Raw genomic sequence first — 15,838 nt, 5'->3', positions numbered from 1 at the left:
GGCCCCGGCATGGCAAACTATCTATGCGGGACAGCTTAAAAAACGGTTCGGGGGCAGCATGATCGACGAAACCGAACGCAAGGCGATGCTGAAGGCGCATTCGATCGGAGCCAAGATGATCGCCTGGCTGGAAGAGATCGGCATAGAGCGGTTGGCGGATCTGAAAGGCGCGGACGCCGACGAGATCGCCATGCGCATCGACATCGCGCTTGGCCGCAGGCATTTGAACCGGTTGGGGATCGCCGCATTGCAAAACCTTATCGCATTGGCGGACGCGCAATCGGACTAGCGGGCGGACTAGCGGGCCTGTTGTGCTGGCCGGCACGGAGTTGGCAGGCATAGTCAGGAGAATGGCACCTGTATCCGGGCGAGCCGCCTCCGGGGTTCCAATGACAACGTTTCCACACTAGTTTGCCGCCCGGGTGGCGGGCGCAAGAATCGGAAAGCTTCATGTTCGGCAGCGCCCGTTCAAAGCTCAAAGCATGGATCGTTGGTGGTATCGGCACCATCGCGGCACTCGCGGTGGGTGGCGCTCTTGGTGCGTTCGATGCCATCCAGAAGCCGGCCGTCGTGCTTGAGCCAGGCCAGCCGGTGGAGACGGGTCCCTGGGTGGTCAGGCCATTGCGTGCCTATACAGTCGACAAGGGTGTCTATGGCTTGCCGCTGAAAGCCGGCGAGAAAGCCCTGGTTTTCGAAGCTGAAATGACGAACCGCACGGCAATCTCCAGCAAAGACTATTTCACGACCTTCCGGTCGACGGGCGGTACGGACGAGAAGCCCTTTGTCGTACTGGTTCGCGACTCGACGATGTCGCCGGCACTGCAGCCTGGATTGTCGGAGCGCATGGCCTATGTCTGGGGTTTGCCGGCAGGTGCGACGCCGCCCGATCGTTTCGTGCTCGCGGTGAATGGCGAAATCTACAAGCAGCGCGACAATCTCTACGGCGCGCCCGGCTGGTACAATGAACATGTCATCGGCACCGTGGCCATGGCCGTCGGCATCGGGCCTGACACACCGGATGCCAAGCCATGATGCGCCGGGTGGCCAACATCGCTGTTTTACTGGTCGCAGCACTGCTTTGCTACGGCATGCAAACAACCACGCCGCATTATGCAAATTTGACGGCCCCCATTCCAGTCTACGGCAAGATCCAGGATACGATCCGCACACGCACGTTCGATATCGCAGTCGACAAGGTCGTCTTTGCCCGTACGCTGAAGTTGGACCAGTTCGGCAAGCAGAACCTGCTGACCACGGGCGGGGTCTGGGCCATCGTGACGGCCAGGCTCGATGCAGCAGACCGATCGGCCATGGTAGCGGCCGCGACCTGGCAGGGACCGGATAGTCTCAACTATCGGACGAGCGAACGCGCCTCGTCTGCTGCCGGCGCCTTGCCGATTGCTCTCGATCCCGGTGTGCCGGGCAGGACGAGGCTGGTGTTCGAAGTCCTGCCGTCGCAGGTCTCAGGGGCTACGCTGCTCGTATCCGGCAAATTGGCCGGGCCACTCGACTCGGAAGCGCGTATCGCACTCGGTTCGGTCGCGACGCAACCGAACGGTTTGCCGGAAGGTGTGACCGAAACCTATGAACTCGGCGACACTTTCTGAGGCTGACCTTGAGCATCGCGGCGCAGCGGACTGACGAGACCGGAGGCCAGCGTACGCCGGCCGAAAGGCGCTGGTGGCTGCGCAGCCTGCTGGCGCTGATCGTGCTGATCCCTGCCACGCTCGCGGTGATGTCGTATGACAGCGTCAGGGAACTTCTGGGCAACCGGGATCTTTTCGCGAAGGAAGTTGCCTGGGGCAGCAAAGCACGTTTCGGTGGCAGTGACTGGCAATTGACCGATCTGCGCGCGGCTCTCGGGCGCGCCGATATTCCGCCTGAGGTGGTTCCAGTGCTGGTCGACCTGACCGTGACCGTCGGCGAGACTGACCTGCAGACTTTGTGGTTGGGTTGCAAGGTCATGCTCGTCGACGCCGCTGGTCGTCGCTGGTTACCGACGGCAGCGGTGTCGTTCAGGCAGACGGACGATGCCAAGACCTGCGTTTCGGCGATCTTTTCCGGCGCGAGGAGCGGCGATACGCTGAAGATACGCGAAACCTTCCTGGTGCCCAAGGATGCCACCGCGACCATCCAGCCGGCCGTTGGCGTAGCCAGTGAGCGCCCGACCTTCCTGTTGTTCGAGCGGCCGCGGGACTGAGAATGGCAGTCTGCTAGGCGGCCGCGTCGACAGCCGCCGTGGAGGCACGCTTTGGCAGTGCAAATGCGCTTTCCAGAACGGCGGCGAGCAGACAGATGCGCAGTGGTTCAACCAGGATTCCAGTGGAGCTGTCCTGGAACGGGCTGCCGAACAGAAAAGTCACGCCATGTGCGAGCACCTGCCAGCTGTCGAGCTCATGCGGGCCGATCAGCCGCGTTGCGCCCAACCAGGCCCAGGCAGCCGCCCAGTCGATCAGGCGGTAGCCGACGATGAGAACGACGATCAGCAACACGCCGGAACTTAAAGTAAGGCGCACGCCATTGGCGATCGGCAGGTAGCGGGAGCGGTAACCGCTGATGAAATGTTCGACGAAGTCGCGCAGGAATTTCGGGATCGCCTTGTAGCGCTCACCGAGGCGCCCGACCCGCTGGTGAACGCGCATCAATTCCTTGTCGTCGCGCACGTCATAACCGTAGATCAGCGCTGCCATCACCAGCCAGATCACCGGTACGAGCATGTAGAAGAAGAGGCTGATCAGTGTGCTCGAGGCACTGGCTGGCATCATTTCGACAGGCACCATCGGCGCTGCCGCCATGGCGTTGCCGACGGGCGTGGCGATGCTCTCTGCCGTGGCCTGAAAGAAAGAACCGATGTTGCGGCTCATGACCCAGGAGAGGGCGACATCCTTCCAGCGGCTGATGACGTAGAGACCGATGAAGATCCAGTTGGTCTCGCAGATGACCACGATGATCTGCCAGGCCGAGGATGCACCACCTCGTTTTTGCATTTCCTTGGCAACGCGCCGGATCACCCAGGAGATGGCGACCGAAAACAGCAGCCAGCGCGAATCCAGCACATCCAGCACGTTTCCGGATTCACCGAATGGCGCCAGGTCGAGCGCAGCGCGCGAATACTGCCGCACGGTGTCGCCGAGGAAACCCCAGGCGGCGTAGTAGGCGAAGAATGGCAGCAGCGCGACGGTGACCATATTGGCGAGGCGGGCGCTGCCAGCGCTGGACTCTTCGCCTGTTTCGCCTCTCGCGGCGGCCTGAGCGGCACGCACCGCTGGCAGTGCGGGCCGCAATGTCTGGAACATGGCGACTGTGACAACGAGTTGGGCGAGGGCCACCAGCGTCAGCAAGGCCAGGCCGGCCATATGATTCACAATCGCCACATGCGTGGCGAGCCGCATGAACAAGCCGTTGGCGATCAGTCCAAGCAGCACCAACGCAATGAGTTGTGGCCAGAAACGCCAGAGCAGGCGCAGCGTCAGTCCGATCGGCCTTGCAATCCCAGCAAGCATATCCACCTCGCACCGCCCCCGCCGCTTTTTAGCAAAGTTTCGGATAATGTCTGCCCTCGATGTTGTCGTAACGACCGCCTGCTGACAGCCCTATCGAGGCGGTCGATCTCCGCTTTACGGAGCCCGCGCCTGCTCTCGGAAAAGCTGATTGGGCCAAGGGAACAAAGGCCGGCGGATCTTCATTTGAAAATCGTCGGAAGCGGAGGGAGCCGACGTGGAGGAATACACCATGAAGATCGCATGCGGTATTGCGCTGGCGGCCCTGATCATCGGGCAGTCGGCGGAAGAATTGGCGGCCGAACCCTTGAACACGATGGACGATGTCGGCTCTGCGCTGCAGAATTGCTGGGATCCACCCTCCGGTACGGCGAAAGGTTCAGTCACGCTGCAATTCAGCTTCAAGCGTGACGGATCGTTGATTGGTCTACCCAAGGCGACCAGCATTCGCGTGGACGGTAATGCCGATCAGCGCAAGCAATTCGTGCAGGCGGCGACCGACGCCGTTCAGAAATGCGTGCCGCTCGCCCTGGCACCGAAGCTGGCGGACGGCATGGCGGGCACGGTTTTTACCTTGCAACTGGCTTCGCCAAAGCAGAAATAGCGGCGCCGTAGCGCCTGCCGTCAGCCGAAGGCGCCGTGACAGTGCTTGAACTTCTTGCCCGAACCACACGGGCAGGGTTCGTTGCGGCCCACCTTACCCCAGCTTGCCGGGTTTTGCGGGTCGCGTTGCTCGGCGGGAACGACGCGCGCATCCTCCAGAACAGCGACATCGGCGCCTTCACCGAAATCGTTCGTGCCGGTGCTGGCATCGATGTGCTGGCCGAACATCTCCGGGGCCTCGGGTAATGGTGCGTCGGCCGCCTCGCGCACCAGCTCCACGCGCATCAACTGCGCAGTCACGGCCTGGCGGAGGTTGCCGAGCATGGCCTGGAACAGTTCGAAGGCCTCGCCCTTGTATTCATTGAGCGGATCGCGCTGGGCGTAGCCGCGGAAACCGACCACCGAGCGCAGATGGTCAAGATTGACGATGTGCTCGCGCCACAAATGATCCAGCGTCTGCAGGACGACGGACCGCTCGACGTAGTTCATCACGTCCGGGCCGAAGCGGCCCGCACGTTCGTTGGCGGCTTCGTCGGCCGCCTTGGCGATGCGTTCGCGGATATCGTCCTCGGCAATGCCTTCTTCCTTGGCCCATTCCTCGATCGGCAGATCGAGATTGAGGTACTGCTGTGCCTCGGCCTTGAGGCCGGCAATATCCCATTGCTCGGCGTAGGCATTTTCGGGAATGGCCTTGGCGACGATCTCGTCGATGACGTCGTTGCGCATTTCGGCAACCGTCTCGGAAAGGCTTTCGCCGTCCATCAGCGCGATGCGCTGCTCGAACACGACTTTGCGCTGGTCGTTGGAGACGTCGTCATATTTGAGAAGGTTCTTGCGAATGTCGAAGTTGCGTGCCTCGACCTTCTTCTGGGCCTTCTCCAGAGCCTTGTTGATCCACGGGTGGATGATCGCTTCGTCTTCCTTGAGGCCGAGCTTCTGCAGCATGCCGTCCATGCGCTCAGAACCGAAGATGCGCATCAGGTCATCCTGCAGCGACAGGAAGAACTTCGAGCGGCCGGGATCGCCCTGACGGCCGGAGCGGCCGCGCAGCTGGTTGTCGATGCGCCGGCTCTCGTGGCGTTCGGTGGCAAGCACATAGAGGCCGCCGGCGGCGAGTGCCTTTTCCTTGAGCTGTTTCACATCTTCGCGGATGGCGTTTTCCCGCGCTTCGCGCTCAGGCCCCGCAGGCATGTCATTCAATTCCTCGGCAATGCGCATGTCGGCATTGCCGCCAAGCTGAATATCAGTACCGCGGCCGGCCATATTGGTGGCAATGGTGATGGCGCCGGGCTTGCCGGCCTGGGCGACGATCGCCGCTTCGCGCTCGTGATGGCGGGCGTTGAGGACTTCGAAATCCTCGAAGCCGTCCTGGCGCAGGCGTTCGGCCAGCTGTTCGGACTTTTCGATCGACGTCGTGCCGACCAGCGTCGGCTGTCCCTTGGCGTTGGCCTCACGGATCTCCCTGACGATCGCCTTGTATTTCTCCTCGACCGTCCGATAGACCTCGTCATCCTCATCGATGCGGCTGACGGGCAGGTTGGTCGGGATCTCGGTGACTTCGAGATTGTAGATGTTGCCGAACTCTTCCGCCTCGGTCAGTGCGGTACCGGTCATGCCGGCCAGCTTCTTGTACATGCGGAAATAGTTCTGGAAGGTGACGGACGCCAGCGTCTGGTTTTCCGGCTGGATCTGCACATGCTCCTTGGCTTCAAGCGCCTGGTGCAGGCCTTCCGAATAGCGGCGGCCGGGCATCATGCGGCCGGTGAATTCATCGATGATGACGATCTCGCCGTTGCGGACGATGTAGTCCTTGTCTCGCTGGAAGAGGCAGTGAGCCTTCAGCGCGTTGTTGACATGGTGGACCATGGCGACGTTTTCGACGTCGTAAAGCGACTCGCCCTTCAACAGGTCGGCGCCGCGCAGCATGTTCTCCACCTTCTCGGTGCCTTCTTCGGTGAAGATCGCCGTCTTCTGCTTCTCGTCGACCTCGTAATCGACAGGCTGCAACTTAACGATGAAGGCATCGACGGTGTTGTACATATCCGAGCGGTCCTCGAGCGGACCGGAGATGATGAGCGGGGTGCGCGCCTCATCGACGAGGATCGAATCCACTTCGTCGACGATCGCGTAATTGTGGCCGCGCTGAACCATCTGCGCGCGCTCATATTTCATGTTATCGCGCAAATAGTCGAAGCCGAGTTCGTTGTTGGTCGCGTAGGTGACATCGCAGGCGTAGGCATCGCGACGCTCTTCGTCGGACAGGCCGTGTACGATGATGCCGACGCTGAGGCCGAGGAATTTATAGACACGACCCATCCATTCAGCGTCGCGCGTGGCGAGATAGTCGTTGACGGTAACGACATGCACGCCTTTGCCGGCAAGGGCATTGAGATAGACGGGCAGGGTGGCGACCAGCGTCTTGCCCTCGCCTGTGCGCATTTCGGCAATGCCGCCATTGTGCAGGACCATGCCGCCGATCAGCTGCACGTCGAACGGCCGTAGGCCAAGCACCCTTCGCGCCGCCTCGCGCGCGGTGGCAAAGGCGGGGATCAGCAAATCGTCCAGCTCAGCGCCATTGGCGATATCCTCGCGGAATTTTCCGGTGCGAGCGGTAAGCTCTGCGTCGGAGAGCGCGCGCATCTCGTTTTCCATGGCGTTGATCGCTTCGACCCGAGGCCGGGTCGACTTGACACGGCGGTCGTTGGAGGAGCCGAAAATCTTACGGGCGAGGCCGCCGAGACTGACCATTCAATGGTCCTTTCGCTTGCAATCCTGGGCGTGGGAGCGGATGCGGCAGCATCCTGCAAACCCGCTTGAACGGAAAAACACCAAAAAGCGCCCGGAAAACGGTTCTGGACGCCAAGTGGTTGGACAGATAAGAGGGGGCACAATCGATGTCAACGCTGCGTTACTGAGCCGCGGAACGCCTAATTCTGCCACATTCCGGCTGATCAAAAGACCCAATCATTCTCATCGGAGCTCTTTCGCATGACCTTGTTGTTTCGCCGCGTGTCGCTAGCCAGCCTCGGTCTGGCCATCGGCTTGTCGGCTTTGTCCGTTTCGCCGCTCGCTGCCCAGGAAACCAAACCGGCGGACGCCGCCGCGGCTCCGGCGCCGGCGCCGGTCGATCCCAACGCGGTCATCGCCACTGTGGATGGCAAGCCAATTACCGAGGCGGATCTGACGCTTGCCGAAGGAGAACTGTCGCGCCAGTTCGCACAGCTTCCCGCGGAGCAGCGTCGTGCCGCGGCACTGTCGGCTGCCATCGAGATCAAGGTTCTCTCCGCCAAGGCCATTGCTGATGGGCTCGACAAGGATCCCGAATTCCAGCGTCGCGCCGCTTTCCTTCAGCAGCGCGCCTTGCATGGTGAACTGGTCGAGAAAGAAGTAGTCGGCAAGATCACCGATGCCGAAATCCGCGCTCGCTACGACAAGGAAATCGCTGCGCAGCCGCCGGTGAACGAAGTGCATGCCCGTCACATTCTCGTGAAGACGAAGGAAGAAGCGGACGCCATCGTCAAGAAGCTTGACGCCGGCGAAGACTTTCAGAAGCTTGCTAACGAGAACACCAGTGATCCGAGCGGCAAGACCAATGGCGGCGATCTCGGTTTCTTCGGTCCCGGCCAGATGGTACCGGAATTCGAAAAGGCGGCAATGGCGCTGGAAGTCGGCAAATACACCAAGGAGCCGGTACAGACGCAGTTCGGCTGGCACATCATCAAGCTTGAGGACAAGCGCCAGCAACAGCCGCCGGCCTTCGATCAGGTCAAGGATCAGGCCAAGTCGGCGATAATCCGCGACAAGTATTTCGAGGCCGTCAAGGAAGCACGCAAGGCCGCCAAGGTCGAGATTCCTGACGAGAATCTGCGCAAGGCCGTCGAAGCGGCCGAGGGCAGCGCCGGCAAGTAATTGCAATTCCCGCCGGACAGGTTTGAAAGAGCGGTGCCTGCAAAGGCGCCGCTCTTTTTTGTTTGCCTGTTGGAGCGTTTCCGCGTTTCCGTGAAAAACGGAAACGCTCTAGGTCTTTATGCCGTGGACGATGATCCGGACCGCGGCGCGAATCCTGCCCTCATCCTCATCCAGGCGGCCGGTCAAAAGACGGACCCACGCATAGGACGACACCATATCGGCTACCTGCAGCGGGTCGACGTTGTCGGCAACCTCGCCGCGTGCCTTGGCGCGTTCGGTTATCTTGCCTTGCTCGACGCGACGGCTGGCCGCATAGGCAGCAAGCGCATTCGCGGCGGTTTCGTCGGACTGTGCCTCGGCGACAATGGAGCGGAAGATCGATCCTGAAGGCGTGTCGCGCCAATGCGCGAGCAAACCTGTCAGGAATCTCACGAGATCCCTCTCCAGATCCCCCGTGTCCGGATATTCTATATGCTTCTGGCGCTGGTACACGTCGATCAGCAGCGCTGCCTTGCTTGGCCACCAGCGATAGATGGTGGGTTTGCCGGCGCGGGCGCGGCGTGCCACGGCCTCGATGGAAAAACCGGAATAGCCGTCTTCCTGGAGCACGGCCTCGGCCGCCTCGAGAATAGCCTCGGCGCTGGCGGGGTTGCGCCGTGCGCCGATCGAACGGCGGGCCTTTCCTTCGCTCGCAGTCAACGCACTCACGCTCCTCGAAACTTTGCCGACCACTATACATCAACTCTTGACGAAACGAAACGGACCGTTCTATATGCAACGAAACGTATCGTTCTTATGGAGGTCATCATGTCCGCCGGTTCGCCTGTTACCGCCCCGTCCCGATTTTCCCGGTCCCGCTTCGCTCTGCTCGTGCTTGCGGGTGTCTATCCACTCATCACCACGATCCTGTACGTGCTGGCACCGCTGACGGAAGAGTGGGAGATCTGGCAGCGCACGCTGGTCATCGCGCCAACCATGGTCACGGCAATGATCTGGGGGCTGATACCGACCGTTCAGCGCGTGTTTCGCGGATTCATCAACCCGGTTGTGCGTTAGAGCGCCGCGCTTCCATCCGACGCGCAAAAGGATGCTCTGATATTTCAAAGCTGCGCATCGTGCTTTCCGAAAAGCGATTCGATTTTCGGGCCGGTGTGCCAGGACAGCCGCGACGCTGGACATTAGAAAACGCCTTGCGAAGCCTCGCGCTATCGGGCAAACGGTGCGTGCCCCTTACCGTCTCCCGGACTGCCGAGGTTCTTCATGTCCGCTACGATTTCCCCGCTCGCCCCGAAGAAATATCCCAAGATGCCGGCAATCGAGGGGGTACGCATCGCGACGGCGGAAGCAGGCATCAAATACAAGAACCGTACTGACCTTCTGGCGATGGTCTTCGATCCTGGCACTGCTGTCGCAGGCGTGTTCACACGCTCGAAATGCCCCTCGGCGCCGGTGGATCTGTGCCGCCAGAACCTCGGTCAAGGCGAGGCACGCGTGCTTGTGGTCAATTCCGGCAACGCCAACGCCTTCACCGGCAAGAAGGGCCGTGAGACCACCTCCATGACCGCAGCCGCTGCTGGCAAGGCCGCTGGCTGCGCGCCGGAAGAAGTGTTCCTCGCCTCGACTGGCGTGATCGGCGAGCCGCTCGACTCCAACAAATACAGCCATCTCCTGGCAGGCATGGTCAAGGAAGCGCGGCCCGATCAATGGATCGAGGCGGCCAAGGCGATCATGACCACCGACACCTATCCGAAGGTGGTCACGGCCACGGTCAAGCTGGGAGATGTCGACGTGACCCTCAACGGCATCGCCAAGGGCGCCGGCATGATTGCGCCGGATATGGCGACGATGCTGTCCTTCGTTGCCACGGATGCGCCGATCGCCGCGCCGGTGCTGCAGGATCTGCTTTCCAAGGGTACGGCCAAGACTTTCAATGCGGTGACGGTGGATAGCGATACCTCGACCAGCGATACGCTGCTTCTGTTTGCGACCGGTGCCGCCGGTAAGCGCGGCGCGGCCAAGATCACCGATGCCAAGGACGCGCGTCTCGGCGCCTTCCGCCGCGCCCTGAACAAGATGCTGAAGGCGCTTGCCATCCAGGTGGTGCGCGACGGCGAGGGCGCCCGCAAACAGATCGAAGTCACTGTGACGGGCGCGAAGTCGGCGCGCTCGGCCAAGCGCATCGCCTTGTCGATCGCCAATTCGCCGCTGGTGAAGACCGCCGTTGCCGGAGAAGACGCCAATTGGGGCCGGGTCGTCATGGCAGTCGGCAAGGCCGGCGAGCCCGCCGACCGCGATCGGCTGGCGATCTGGTTCGGCGACAACAGGCTTGCTGTCGACGGTGAGCGCGACACCGCCTATTCGGAAGCGGCGACCTCGGCCTATATGAAGCGCGACAGCATCGTCATTCGCGCGGACATCGGCATAGGCCGCGGCAAGGCGACAGTGTGGACCTGTGACCTCACCAAGGAGTATGTCGCCATCAACGGCGACTACCGGAGTTGATTTGTTGAACCCGCAGCATCCTGCCACCGTGCTGGCCAAGGTTCGTCGCTACGAAGCGGCGGGCTTTCGTGCGTGGCCCGCTGCGGCGGCGCACTATGACGGCACATGGGTGGTGCGGCTGACAGCCGGCCATCCGGCCAAGCGGCTGAATTCGATCAATCCGCTCGACCCTAACGACGTCCATCAGCTGCCCGAGCGCATCGCGCGCGCAGGCCGCCGCTTCGAGGCCTACGGACGGCCGTTGACCTTCCGCATTTCGCCATTGGCAGGGGCCGCCCTTTCGCGGCATCTCGACGCCGAAGGCTGGTCGCGTTTCGGCGATTCGCTGGTCATGCGCATGTCGCTTGCAAAGGCGCCGGTCGATGACGTCCTCGACCAGATTCCGCTCAAGGACATCAGCCGCTTCGTTTCCGCCACGCTGAAAGTACATGGTGCCGACGCTTCGTTGCGGCCTGGCCTGTCGGAAATCATCGGCGCCATCCAGCCGGAAGCTGGGCTGTTCGCGCTGGAACGCGGTGATGAGGCAATGGCGACGCTGATCTGCGTGCACGATGGCGATCTCGCCGGACTGTTCGAGATTGCCACCGACAAGACAGTGCGTCGCAAGGGATACGGCCGCCAACTGGTGCTGTCAGCCCTGAAATGGGCGCGGCTGCGTGGTGCTCGCGAGGCCTGGTTGCAGGTCGAGGCCGACAATGCGCCGGCGCTTGCCCTCTATCATGGGCTCGGCTTCGAGGAGGTCTATCGTTACCACTACAGGCAGCCGGCCTCCGCATGAACTCTGAACTGTCCAAGCCAAAGAGGCTGCTTCTGGTCGTCGCCTGCGCTCTGGTCGATGCCGACGGCCGGGTGCTCATCGCGCAGCGTCCGGAGGGCAAGCAGCTTGCCGGCATGTGGGAATTTCCAGGCGGCAAGGTTGAGCCGGGCGAAACACCGGAAGACTGCCTGGTGCGCGAACTTCACGAGGAACTTGGCATCGAAACCAAGACGGCCTGCCTCGCGCCGCTGACCTTCGCCAGCCACAGCTACGACGATTTTCACCTGCTGATGCCACTCTACGTCTGCCGCCGCTTCTGGGGCACTCCGGAGCCGAAGGAAGCACAGGCGTTGAAATGGGTGCGGCCGAAACAGATGCGCGACTATCCGATGCCGCCGGCGGATGCGCCGCTTATCCCTTTCCTGATCGATCTGCTCTGATCGCCACAATTAGCGTTAACAGAGGTTTAATCCACTCGTGAAAGAGTGATCCCGGGCTGCGGCAAAGATGCCGTCTTGGGGTGGCGCATGAGCATTGATCGGGATTGGGCGGATATCCGTCCGCAGCGTTCGCTGGGCAAGATCGGCATGGGCGTGTTGAGGGTCACCCTGCTGTTTGGATCGGCGGCGGTGGCACTTTCAATCCTTGGTGCTTCCTATCTCGACAGCCGGCTGGGACAGCGGTTCGCCAGCGCCGATCCGCAGGCAGGGCTCGACATGATGAGCACCGGATCCATTGGCCGCACGAGCACCTATACCGTGCGGCGCAGCGTGCTGCAGGCGAGCCCCGATGCCGTCTGCGTCATCCGCGACAACGGTACCCGCTCGGGCGCGTGCTGAGCGTTGGCCCGGCGGATTCACCGCTCGTTAAGCCTACCCCGTTAACCTTTGTAAATCAGTCGACGCTAAGGTAGGCCGAACAGGAAAGGTGGTCATGTCCTTGCTGCGGCGATTTTTCAAAAACGAGACAGGCGCGACGGCGATCGAATACGCGCTGGTCGGCTCCCTGATGGCCGCAGCCATCATTCTGGGTTTCGGTAACCTTGCCAGCGTGCTGCAGTGGCTCTGGAGCGACAACGAGAGCAGGCTCGTCCAGGCCTTGAGCGTTAAATAGGCTGCAAATCTGCCTGTTATTCCTGTCCGGATTCCTTCAGGAATTTCTCCAGCGATACAGTTGCCGATCCGGGTTTCAGCGGCTTCTGCTGCGAAGCGTCCGGTGCCCAGCCGGACAACCAGATGATCGAAAAGCTCGCCCTCACGCGACCATCGCCGTCGGAAAATCGTTCGGAATAGATCTCGGCGGCGCGGGCGAGCAGCGCGCGGCTCATCGGGCGCCGGCTGCGGTCGATCAAGGCGTTTGTTTCACCCATCGCCTTCAGATCGTTCATGAGGCCGAACGGGGTGCCGTAGCGAACTGTCACCGTCTCGACATCGGCAACGGGCAGTGCGAGCCCAGCCCGCTGCAGCAGTGCACCGGCGTCACGCACATCGGCAAAGGGGATGACGCGTGGACTTGCGCCGCCATGGAGTTCGGTTTCCGCCACAAGCAGGCTTTCGCGCAACTCGGCCAGCGTGCCGGAGCCGGTCATCGCGCCGAGGAAGAGACCGTCAGGCTTCAGCGCGCGGCGGATCTGGGCCAGCATGCCCGGAATGTCGTTCATCGACTGAAGGGCAAGGAGCGACACGATCAGGTCGAGGCTGCCGGGTTCAAAGGGTACTGTCTCGGGAGCGGCGACCATTCCTTGACCGCCGGCGAGGAAGGCGGGATCGGCTTCGATCCGCGTGACCTTATCGACCTTACCGCTTGCGGCAAGAATATCAGTGACATGAGCAGTCTGGCAGAACAATGCCGCCGCATGGTCGAACCGGCGCTCGACCGTAGCCAGCCGGTCGGCCAGGTCGGCGGCAACGCGCTGCATCAGGAAATCCGCGCCAGAGGTGTGCCTGGCAAGTGCCCGGCGTTTCCGGGTCAACCAAAGAGCGGTGTCGAACAAGGGCTGCAAAGGCGGGTCCTGCTTCTGCTATGCTGGGGTCCGATTTCGATATTTGCGTTCAGCCTGGACATGCGTCGGGCAAATATCGGAATCAAAGCTCCACAAGGCGGGCAATCACGTGGCCGATCCGATGGCTGATATCAAGGGGCTAGCCCAGACGGTATTGCAATGGCCGGCGCGGATATTGTTTCCGCCAGCCTGTGCCGGTTGTCGCCGCCATGTTTCCCGACCTGGTGTCCTATGTGGCGATTGCTGGCCAAAGCTCCGGCTTCTGGAGCGCCCCTGGTGCCCGGTCATGGGAACGCCCTTCACACACGATATGGGCGAAGATTTCCTGTCTGCCGAGGCGATCGCAGATCCTCCGCCTTTTGAGCGGGCACGGGCTGCGGCTGTCTATTCGGGTGTGGCCAGGCAGATGGTGCAGGCACTGAAATACAACGACCGCACCGACCTTGCGCCATGGATGGCGCTCTGGATGGCTCGTGCCGGCGCGGAACTGCTTGGCGAAGCGGATGTCATCGTGCCAGTCCCGCTGCACTGGAGGCGTTTCTTTCGTCGAAAGTTCAATCAGTCAGCCGAACTTGGGCGAGCTCTTGCCGCCCAATCGGGGCTGCGTTTCCTGCCGCAAGCCGTTCGGCGCGTGAAGATGACCCGTCAGCAGGTCGGGTTGGAACGCCACCAGCGCGAGGAGAACGTGCGTACGGCCTTCCAGGTACCGCCGGAGGCGGAGATCGAAATCGCCGGCAGGCGCGTGCTGGTGGTGGACGATGTCTACACAACCGGCGCCACCGTGAAGGCGGTCGCCAAGACGTTGAAAAGAAAGGGGGCCAGTGCGGTCGACGTGCTCACTTTCGCAAGGGTCCTGCCGGGGGACTTTCGGGCCGACGAGTCCGAGACTATATAGGTTTCATGACAAGCTATGGTTTTGGGCAGGATTGTTGACCCATGGTCGACGTGACGATCTACACACGCATGATGTGCGGCTATTGTGCGGCCGCCAAGCGGCTTCTCGACAGGAAGGGCGTAGCCTATACCGAGCACGACGCATCCTTTTCGCCGGAGCTGCGCCAGGAAATGATCCAGCGCGCCAACGGCCGTGCCACTTTCCCGCAGATCTTCGTCGGCGACGTGCATGTCGGCGGCTGTGACGATCTGCATGCGCTGGAAGCCGCAGGCCGGCTCGACGCGCTGCTTGTCGGCGCGGTGGCGCGCTGAACGCACAGGATTATCGAAAGCGAGGACGAGACGATGGGTGTTTTCAAGGCCGCCGCCATTCAGATGCGGTCCGGCACCAGCCCGGAGCGCAATGCCGTTGACATGGAGCGCCTTGCGCGCGAGGCGGCAGCACAGGGCGCCACCTATGTGCAGACGCCGGAGATGACTGGTGCCCTGGTACGCGACAAGGATGCCAAGCAGGCCATATTCACCAGCGAGGACAAGGATGTCGTCGTCGCCAGGGCCAGGCAGTTGGCGCGTGAACTCGGCATTTATTTCCACATCGGCTCGACTGCCATCCTGCGAGCCGACGGCAAGCTCGCGAATCGCGCTTTGCTGATCGCGCCGGATGGCAAGACGCTCGCGTCCTACGACAAGATCCATATGTTCGACGTCGATCTCGACAATGGCGAAAGCTGGCGGGAATCTTCGGCCTATGAGGCGGGTACCGAAGCAGGTGTCGTCGATCTTGCCGGTACAACGCTCGGCTTCGCCATCTGTTATGATCTGCGCTTCCCGCAACTCTTCCGCACCGAGGCATTGGGCGGTGCCGCAGTATTGTCGGTTCCTGCTGCCTTTACCCGGCAGACCGGTGAAGCGCACTGGCATGTGCTGCTGAGGGCGCGCGCCATCGAGAACGGCGCCTTCGTCATTGCCGCGGCGCAGGGCGGCCTTCATGAGGATGGCCGCGAAACCTATGGCCATTCGTTGATCGTCGATCCGTGGGGACGTATCCTTGCCGAGGCAGATCACGATGAGCCCGCTGTGATCGTGGCGGAAATCGACCCGGCACAATCGGCTGCGGCACGCGCGAAGATCCCCAATCTGAAGAACGCGCGCGATTTTTCGTTGCGCCGGTTTGAAGCCGAGCCGGCGTCGCTCAGAGGAGCCGCGTCTTGATCCGCTTTTCACTTGTGTGCGAGCAGGAACACGATTTCGAAGGCTGGTTCCGCTCCAATGAGGATTTCGACAAACAGAAAAAGCGCGGTTTCGTCGAGTGCCCGACCTGTGGTTCGCACAAGGTCGAGAAGGCGCTGATGGCGCCTGCCGTTTCGACCAGCCGCAAGCAGGAAAAGATGGCGCTGGCCATGGGCGAGCAGCAGCGTCAGGCCATGGTGCAGCTGAAGGCGCTGGCCGACAAGATGCGTGAGAACTCGGACTATGTCGGCGACAAATTCGCCGAGGAAGCGCGCAAGATCCATTTCGGCGAGGCCGACCCGCGTGGGATCTACGGCGAAGCCACGCTTGAGGAAGCTCAAGGCCTGGCCGAAGACGGTGTCGAATTCATGCCGATGCCGACCTTCCCCGACGACCGCAACTGATCTTGATCGCATTCCGCTGAGCCATAGGCGTGTCAGC

Annotated in this window: 20 protein-coding genes; 16 read left to right on the top strand and 4 right to left on the bottom strand. The window is 61.8% G+C overall.

Translation table 11 applies throughout. The annotated features are described in order from the left end of the window. Positions 1-58: 58 nt before the first annotated feature. The 4 genes from ACFWXH_RS17390 (at position 59) to ACFWXH_RS17375 (ending at position 2,200) form a co-directional block, all read left to right on the top strand. The gene (locus ACFWXH_RS17390) at positions 59-289 is read left to right on the top strand and encodes a hypothetical protein (protein ID WP_379122324.1); all 231 of its coding nucleotides are present in this window, start codon (positions 59-61) and stop codon (positions 287-289) included. Positions 290-450: 161 nt separating this feature from the next. Next, positions 451-1,032 (top strand): hypothetical protein, encoded by a 582-nt coding sequence (locus ACFWXH_RS17385; protein WP_379122322.1) that lies wholly within the window; start codon positions 451-453, stop codon positions 1,030-1,032. Next, positions 1,029-1,607, top strand: a complete 579-nt coding sequence (locus ACFWXH_RS17380) for a hypothetical protein (RefSeq protein WP_379122320.1) — start codon at positions 1,029-1,031, stop codon at positions 1,605-1,607. Before ACFWXH_RS17385 ends, ACFWXH_RS17380 begins: the two co-directional genes overlap by 4 nt. An 8-nt stretch (positions 1,608-1,615) precedes the next feature. Further along, positions 1,616-2,200: a hypothetical protein gene (locus tag ACFWXH_RS17375; RefSeq protein ID WP_379122318.1), complete on the top strand. Its 585-nt coding sequence runs from the start codon at positions 1,616-1,618 to the stop codon at positions 2,198-2,200. 13 nt (positions 2,201-2,213) lie between these two features. Here ACFWXH_RS17375 and ACFWXH_RS17370 read toward each other — a convergent pair whose 3' ends face one another. Further along, positions 2,214-3,503, bottom strand: a complete 1,290-nt coding sequence (locus ACFWXH_RS17370; protein ID WP_379122316.1) for a hypothetical protein — start codon at positions 3,501-3,503, stop codon at positions 2,214-2,216. 229 nt (positions 3,504-3,732) lie between these two features. On the opposite strand from ACFWXH_RS17370, the gene ACFWXH_RS17365 reads away from it, so the two are divergent. Further along, positions 3,733-4,104 (top strand): hypothetical protein, encoded by a 372-nt coding sequence (locus tag ACFWXH_RS17365; protein ID WP_379122314.1) that lies wholly within the window; start codon positions 3,733-3,735, stop codon positions 4,102-4,104. A gap of 20 nt (positions 4,105-4,124) precedes the next feature. Here ACFWXH_RS17365 and secA read toward each other — a convergent pair whose 3' ends face one another. Then, positions 4,125-6,851 carry a preprotein translocase subunit SecA gene (gene secA, locus ACFWXH_RS17360; protein WP_054313628.1) on the bottom strand — a complete coding sequence of 909 codons (2,727 nt, stop codon included), beginning with the start codon at positions 6,849-6,851 and terminating at the stop codon, positions 4,125-4,127. A gap of 240 nt (positions 6,852-7,091) precedes the next feature. Here secA and ACFWXH_RS17355 point away from each other — a divergent pair, with 240 nt between their 5' ends. Beyond that, the gene (locus tag ACFWXH_RS17355; RefSeq protein ID WP_054313627.1) at positions 7,092-8,012 is read left to right on the top strand and encodes a peptidylprolyl isomerase; all 921 of its coding nucleotides are present in this window, start codon (positions 7,092-7,094) and stop codon (positions 8,010-8,012) included. Positions 8,013-8,120: 108 nt separating this feature from the next. Here the strand turns inward: ACFWXH_RS17355 and ACFWXH_RS17350 are convergent, their stop codons facing one another. Next, positions 8,121-8,711: a TetR/AcrR family transcriptional regulator gene (locus ACFWXH_RS17350; RefSeq protein WP_379122311.1), complete on the bottom strand. Its 591-nt coding sequence runs from the start codon at positions 8,709-8,711 to the stop codon at positions 8,121-8,123. Between the two features lie 108 nt (positions 8,712-8,819). On the opposite strand from ACFWXH_RS17350, the gene ACFWXH_RS17345 reads away from it, so the two are divergent. The 6 genes from ACFWXH_RS17345 to ACFWXH_RS17320 all read left to right on the top strand — a co-directional run bounded on the left by ACFWXH_RS17345 (position 8,820) and on the right by ACFWXH_RS17320 (position 12,384). Beyond that, a complete protein-coding gene (locus tag ACFWXH_RS17345) occupies positions 8,820-9,068 on the top strand; it encodes a hypothetical protein (RefSeq protein WP_379122309.1) in 249 nt (82 codons plus the stop codon). 204 nt (positions 9,069-9,272) lie between these two features. Further along, positions 9,273-10,514 carry a bifunctional glutamate N-acetyltransferase/amino-acid acetyltransferase ArgJ gene (argJ, locus tag ACFWXH_RS17340; RefSeq protein WP_379122307.1) on the top strand — a complete coding sequence of 414 codons (1,242 nt, stop codon included), beginning with the start codon at positions 9,273-9,275 and terminating at the stop codon, positions 10,512-10,514. Then, complete coding sequence (locus ACFWXH_RS17335; RefSeq protein WP_200911808.1) at positions 10,483-11,292, top strand: GNAT family N-acetyltransferase; 810 nt, start codon at positions 10,483-10,485, stop codon at positions 11,290-11,292. The genes argJ and ACFWXH_RS17335 overlap by 32 nt, the downstream gene beginning before the upstream one ends. Then, positions 11,289-11,711: a (deoxy)nucleoside triphosphate pyrophosphohydrolase gene (locus tag ACFWXH_RS17330; protein ID WP_054313624.1), complete on the top strand. Its 423-nt coding sequence runs from the start codon at positions 11,289-11,291 to the stop codon at positions 11,709-11,711. Before ACFWXH_RS17335 ends, ACFWXH_RS17330 begins: the two co-directional genes overlap by 4 nt. Positions 11,712-11,798: 87 nt before the next feature. Further along, positions 11,799-12,110, top strand: coding sequence for a hypothetical protein (locus tag ACFWXH_RS17325; protein ID WP_054313935.1), 312 nt, complete (start codon positions 11,799-11,801; stop codon positions 12,108-12,110). Positions 12,111-12,204: 94 nt separating this feature from the next. Then, positions 12,205-12,384, top strand: coding sequence for a Flp family type IVb pilin (locus ACFWXH_RS17320; protein WP_054313623.1), 180 nt, complete (start codon positions 12,205-12,207; stop codon positions 12,382-12,384). 16 nt (positions 12,385-12,400) lie between these two features. Here the strand turns inward: ACFWXH_RS17320 and ACFWXH_RS17315 are convergent, their stop codons facing one another. Then, positions 12,401-13,273, bottom strand: a complete 873-nt coding sequence (locus ACFWXH_RS17315) for a methyltransferase domain-containing protein (RefSeq protein WP_379122304.1) — start codon at positions 13,271-13,273, stop codon at positions 12,401-12,403. A gap of 109 nt (positions 13,274-13,382) precedes the next feature. Between ACFWXH_RS17315 and ACFWXH_RS17310 the strand changes: the two genes are divergently transcribed. Genes ACFWXH_RS17310 through ACFWXH_RS17295 form a run of 4 tightly spaced genes read left to right on the top strand, consistent with a single transcriptional unit; the run spans position 13,383 to position 15,801 of the window. Further along, on the top strand, positions 13,383-14,168 hold the full coding sequence (locus ACFWXH_RS17310; RefSeq protein ID WP_379122302.1) for a ComF family protein: 786 nt from the start codon (positions 13,383-13,385) through the stop codon (positions 14,166-14,168). 41 nt (positions 14,169-14,209) lie between these two features. Further along, entirely contained in the window at positions 14,210-14,479 is a 270-nt protein-coding gene (gene grxC, locus ACFWXH_RS17305; RefSeq protein WP_379122300.1) for a glutaredoxin 3, read from the top strand. Between the two features lie 33 nt (positions 14,480-14,512). Further along, the gene (locus tag ACFWXH_RS17300; protein WP_379122298.1) at positions 14,513-15,379 is read left to right on the top strand and encodes a carbon-nitrogen hydrolase family protein; all 867 of its coding nucleotides are present in this window, start codon (positions 14,513-14,515) and stop codon (positions 15,377-15,379) included. Then, positions 15,376-15,801: a DUF1178 family protein gene (locus ACFWXH_RS17295; RefSeq protein WP_379122296.1), complete on the top strand. Its 426-nt coding sequence runs from the start codon at positions 15,376-15,378 to the stop codon at positions 15,799-15,801. The genes ACFWXH_RS17300 and ACFWXH_RS17295 overlap by 4 nt, the downstream gene beginning before the upstream one ends. Positions 15,802-15,838: the final 37 nt, after the last annotated feature.

The organism is Mesorhizobium sp. NPDC059054, from assembly GCF_042739215.1.
GTDB lineage: Bacteria > Pseudomonadota > Alphaproteobacteria > Rhizobiales > Rhizobiaceae > Mesorhizobium.
This window is presented reverse-complemented; position numbering and strand designations above follow the sequence as displayed.

Coding starts and splice junctions, on each gene's coding strand:
- ACFWXH_RS17390 (WP_379122324.1), top strand. CDS start 59: ATGATCGACGAAACCGAACGCAAGGCGATGCTGAAGGCGCATTCGATC.
- ACFWXH_RS17385 (WP_379122322.1), top strand. CDS start 451: ATGTTCGGCAGCGCCCGTTCAAAGCTCAAAGCATGGATCGTTGGTGGT.
- ACFWXH_RS17380 (WP_379122320.1), top strand. CDS start 1,029: ATGATGCGCCGGGTGGCCAACATCGCTGTTTTACTGGTCGCAGCACTG.
- ACFWXH_RS17370 (WP_379122316.1), bottom strand. CDS start 3,503: ATGCTTGCTGGGATTGCAAGGCCGATCGGACTGACGCTGCGCCTGCTC.
- ACFWXH_RS17365 (WP_379122314.1), top strand. CDS start 3,733: ATGAAGATCGCATGCGGTATTGCGCTGGCGGCCCTGATCATCGGGCAG.
- secA (WP_054313628.1), bottom strand. CDS start 6,851: ATGGTCAGTCTCGGCGGCCTCGCCCGTAAGATTTTCGGCTCCTCCAAC.
- ACFWXH_RS17355 (WP_054313627.1), top strand. CDS start 7,092: ATGACCTTGTTGTTTCGCCGCGTGTCGCTAGCCAGCCTCGGTCTGGCC.
- ACFWXH_RS17345 (WP_379122309.1), top strand. CDS start 8,820: ATGTCCGCCGGTTCGCCTGTTACCGCCCCGTCCCGATTTTCCCGGTCC.
- argJ (WP_379122307.1), top strand. CDS start 9,273: ATGTCCGCTACGATTTCCCCGCTCGCCCCGAAGAAATATCCCAAGATG.
- ACFWXH_RS17335 (WP_200911808.1), top strand. CDS start 10,483: ATGTCGCCATCAACGGCGACTACCGGAGTTGATTTGTTGAACCCGCAG.
- ACFWXH_RS17330 (WP_054313624.1), top strand. CDS start 11,289: ATGAACTCTGAACTGTCCAAGCCAAAGAGGCTGCTTCTGGTCGTCGCC.
- ACFWXH_RS17325 (WP_054313935.1), top strand. CDS start 11,799: ATGAGCATTGATCGGGATTGGGCGGATATCCGTCCGCAGCGTTCGCTG.
- ACFWXH_RS17320 (WP_054313623.1), top strand. CDS start 12,205: ATGTCCTTGCTGCGGCGATTTTTCAAAAACGAGACAGGCGCGACGGCG.
- grxC (WP_379122300.1), top strand. CDS start 14,210: ATGGTCGACGTGACGATCTACACACGCATGATGTGCGGCTATTGTGCG.
- ACFWXH_RS17300 (WP_379122298.1), top strand. CDS start 14,513: ATGGGTGTTTTCAAGGCCGCCGCCATTCAGATGCGGTCCGGCACCAGC.